At 69.8% G+C, this 3,963-nt stretch carries 2 protein-coding genes; both read left to right on the plus strand.

What is annotated here, in order from left to right; genetic code table 11:
- The coding region (locus ACFY2B_RS46080) for a type I polyketide synthase (protein ID WP_390769034.1) at positions 1 to 2,818 on the plus strand (2,818 nt) is incomplete at its 5' end.
- A gap of 45 nt (positions 2,819 to 2,863) precedes the next feature.
- The coding region (locus ACFY2B_RS46085; protein ID WP_390769035.1) for a beta-ketoacyl synthase N-terminal-like domain-containing protein at positions 2,864 to 3,963 on the plus strand (1,100 nt) is incomplete at its 3' end.

The raw sequence follows: 3,963 nt of genomic DNA on the forward strand, positions 1-3,963 counted from the left end.
GCGGGGTGTGGGGGTGGACTGGTCGGGGGTGGTGCCGGCGTCGGGGTGGGTGGATTTGCCGACGTATGCCTTCGACCATCGGCACTACTGGCTCCACCCGACCGGGTCGGCGACCGACGCGGTGTCGTTGGGACAGGCGTCGGCCGATCACCCGTTGTTGGGTGCGGTGGTGCAGTTGCCGCAGTCGGACGGGCTGGTGTTCACCTCGCGCTTGTCGTTGCGGACGCACCCCTGGCTGGCCGACCACGCGGTTGGTGGTGCGGTGATCGTTCCCGGCACAGGGATGGTCGAGCTCGCCGTACGTGCCGGCGACGAAGCCGGATGCACAGTTCTCGATGAGCTGGTGATCGAGGCACCGCTCGTCGTGCCCGAGCAGGGCGGGGTCCGCGTGCAGGTCGCACTGAGCGGTCCGAACGAGGCCGGCTCCCGCACGGTACACGTGTACTCCCGGCGTGATGACGGCACGGGTGCGTGGATGCGGCACGCCACCGGCATGCTGTCGGCGACGCCGAGCGGTGGCGGTACCGGGTTCGATTTCATCGCCTGGCCGCCGCCGGGCGCTGAGCAGGTTCATGTCGGAGACTTCTACGACGACCTGGCCGAGCGCGGCTACGCGTACGGGCCCGCGTTCCAAGGGCTGCGGGCGGTGTGGCGGCGTGGCGAGGAGATCTTCGCCGAGGCTGCCCTGCCCGAGGACCTGCGCAAGGAAGCCGGAAGGTTCGCTGTTCATCCGGCACTGCTGGATGCCGCCCTGCAAGCCGCAACGGTGGGTGCCGTGGAGGAACCGGCGGAGCCAGTGCTGGCGTTCGCGTGGAACGGGCTGGTGCTGCACGCCGTGGGTGCCTCGGCGTTGCGAGTGCGGCTCGCGCCGTTCGGCCCGGACGCGCTGTCGGTCGAGGCTGCCGACGAGACCGGTGAGCCGGTGCTGACCATGGACTCGCTGGTGTCCCGGCCGGTATCCGCCGAGCGACCGGGCGCCGCGGGCGAGGTCCGTGAATCGATCTTCCAGGTGGACTGGACCGAACGGCCCCCGGCTCAGGGGGCGGACACGCAGTCATGGGTGCCGGTGGTCACCCCCGACGACGTGACGGCGCTCGCTGAGGGCACACATGTGCCCTCGGCGGCGGTGCTGAACGCGGTCGGCGCGGATGCGGCACTCGCCGCGAGTGCACGAGTACTGGAGATCCTGCAGGCGTGGCTGGCCGTACCCGTGCTTGAGGAGACGCTGCTCGTCGTACGGACCTGCGGTGCGGTGGCGGCTGGTGGTGATCACACCGTGACCGATCCAGCCGCGGCCGCCGTGTGGGGACTGGTGCGTTCCGCACAGACCGAGAACCCGGGCCGGATCGTCCTTCTGGACACCGATCCCGCTGCCGAAGGCGACGCCCGGTCGCTTGTGGATTCGGTGCTGGCCACCGGTGAGCCACAGATCGCGGTGCGTGGAACGACCCTCTTCGTGCCGCGGCTTGCTCGCGCCACCCAGAACTCGAATTCGCCTGTCACGTTCGGTCCGGAAGGGACGGTCCTGGTCTCGGGCGCGGGGTCCCTGGGCGGGCTGATGGCCAGGCACCTGGTGACTCGGCACGCTGTGAGGCATCTGGTGCTGGCCAGCCGTCAGGGCCCGGATGCCGACGGGGTCATGGACTTGGTCGCCGAGCTCACCGGGCAGGGAGCGGAGGTGTCCGCGGTCGCCTGCGACCTCTCCGACCGCAGCGAGGTGGCGGAGTTGCTCGCGTCGATTTCCGACCTGACCGGTGTCGTGCACACGGCCGGTGTCTTCGACGACGGGGTGATCGGGGCGTTGACGGCGGACCGGCTGGCGAGCGTGTTCGCGCCCAAGGTCGACGCGGTACGTCACCTCGATGAACTGACCCGCGGCACGAACCTCGACGCGTTCGTCGTGTTCTCCTCTGTCGCGGGCGTGATCGGCGGTGGCGGCCAGGGCAACTACGCGGCGGCGAACGCCTACCTCGACGCCGCGATGGCCCACCGCCGAGGAGCGGGTCTGCCGGGCTTGTCCCTGGCCTGGGGCCTGTGGGAGCGCAGCACTGGCATGGCCGCCCACCTCAGCACCGTGGACCACGCACGGGCCGGCCGTGGCGGCGTCCTGGAGATGACACGGGCCGAGGGCCTGGCCATGTTCGACATCGGGCTGCGTACGGACCGGGCGCTGCTCGTGCCGATCAAGCTCGATCTGGAGGCGATGCGCGCGGACGTAGCGGACGGCGGCACGTTGCCGCACCTGCTCCGCGGTCTGGTCCGGGTGGCTCGGCCGGCGGCTCGGGCGGCGGCGTCCACGGAGGGCGATGGACTGGTTCGTCGGTTGGCCGGGCTTGCCCCGGCTGAGCAGGAGGCGGTGCTGGTCGATGTGGTTCGTGGTCAGGTCGCGGTGGTGCTGGGGCACGCCGGGCCGGAGGCTGTGCGGGCGGATACGGCGTTCACGGATGCCGGGTTCGACTCGCTGACGTCGGTCGAGCTGCGCAACAAGCTGCGTGAGACGACCGGGTTGAAGCTTCCGGCCACGATGGTCTTCGACCACCCGACTCCGCTGGTGCTCGCCCGCCATCTGCGTGCCGAGCTGCTTCCGGACGGCGCCGCGAAAGCCCACGACATGGACGAGGAACGGCTGCGGCACGCGCTCGCGTCGATCCCGCTGGCTCGGCTGCGCGAGGCAGGGCTGATGGACGCTCTGGCCGAGCTGGCCGCCCTGGGCGAGCCGGACGTCGCCGCCGTGGGAGTCGACGAGGCCGACGAGGAGCGGCCGATCGCCGAGTTGGACGTCGACGACCTCGTGCAACTGGCGTTCGACGATGAGTAGTACTTCGAGACCCGACATCTAGTACCTGAGTGATTGGGGCGGTTGGTGAGTGCGTCGTATGAGAAGGTCGTCGAGGCGCTGCGGAAGTCGTTGGAAGAAGTCGGCGCGCTGAAGAAGCGGAACCGTCAACTCGTCAAGGCGTCCAGTGAGCCGATCGCCATCGTCGGGATGGCGTGTCGGTTGCCGGGTGGCGTCGAGGGGCCCCAGGACCTGTGGCAGTTGGTGTCCGAGGGCCAGGACGCGGTGTCGGGGTTCCCCCGTGACCGGGGCTGGGACCTGGAGGGCCTGTTCGACCCGGACCCCGACCGCTCGGGCACGTCGTACGTCAGCAAGGGTGGTTTCCTACGCGGAGCAGGGCTTTTTGACGCCGGGTTCTTCGGGATCTCGCCACGTGAGGCGTTGGCGATGGATCCGCAGCAGCGGTTGCTGCTGGAAACCTCGTGGGAGGCGTTGGAGAACGCCGGCGTCGACCCGGTCTCGCTGAAGGGCACCGATGTCGGCGTGTTCACCGGTGTCTCCGGGCAGGGCTACGGGGCCGGTGTCGTCGGGCCGGAGATGCAGAGCTTCGCGGGTACAGGGGTGGCGTCGAGTGTGGCGTCGGGGCGTGTGTCCTATGTGTTCGGTTTCGAGGGTCCTGCGGTCACGATCGACACGGCGTGTTCGTCGTCGCTGGTGGCGATGCACCTCGCCGGACAGGCGCTGCGGCAGGGCGAGTGTTCGGTGGTACTGGCCGGCGGCGCGATGGTGATGTCGAGTCCCAACTCCTTCGTGGGGTTCTCCCGGCAGCGAGGACTCGCCGCGGACGGACGGTGCAAGGCGTTCTCCTCGACGGCGGACGGAATGGGGCTCTCCGAAGGCATCGGTGTGGTGGTGTTGGAGCGGTTGTCGGTGGCGCGTGAGCGTGGGCATCGGGTGCTGGCCGTGATCCGGGGCAGTGCGGTGAACCAGGATGGTGCGTCGAACGGTCTGACGGCGCCGAATGGTCCTTCGCAGCAGCGGGTGATCCGCAGCGCGCTGGCGAACGCGGGGCTGTCACCGTCCGATGTGGATGTCGTGGAGGCTCATGGGACCGGGACGGCGCTGGGTGATCCGATCGAGGCGCAGGCGTTGCTGGCGACGTACGGGCAGGACCGGGATCCGGAGCG

The sequence above is a fragment of the Streptomyces sp. NPDC001270 genome (genome assembly GCF_042896695.1).
Taxonomy (GTDB): domain Bacteria; phylum Actinomycetota; class Actinomycetes; order Streptomycetales; family Streptomycetaceae; genus Streptomyces.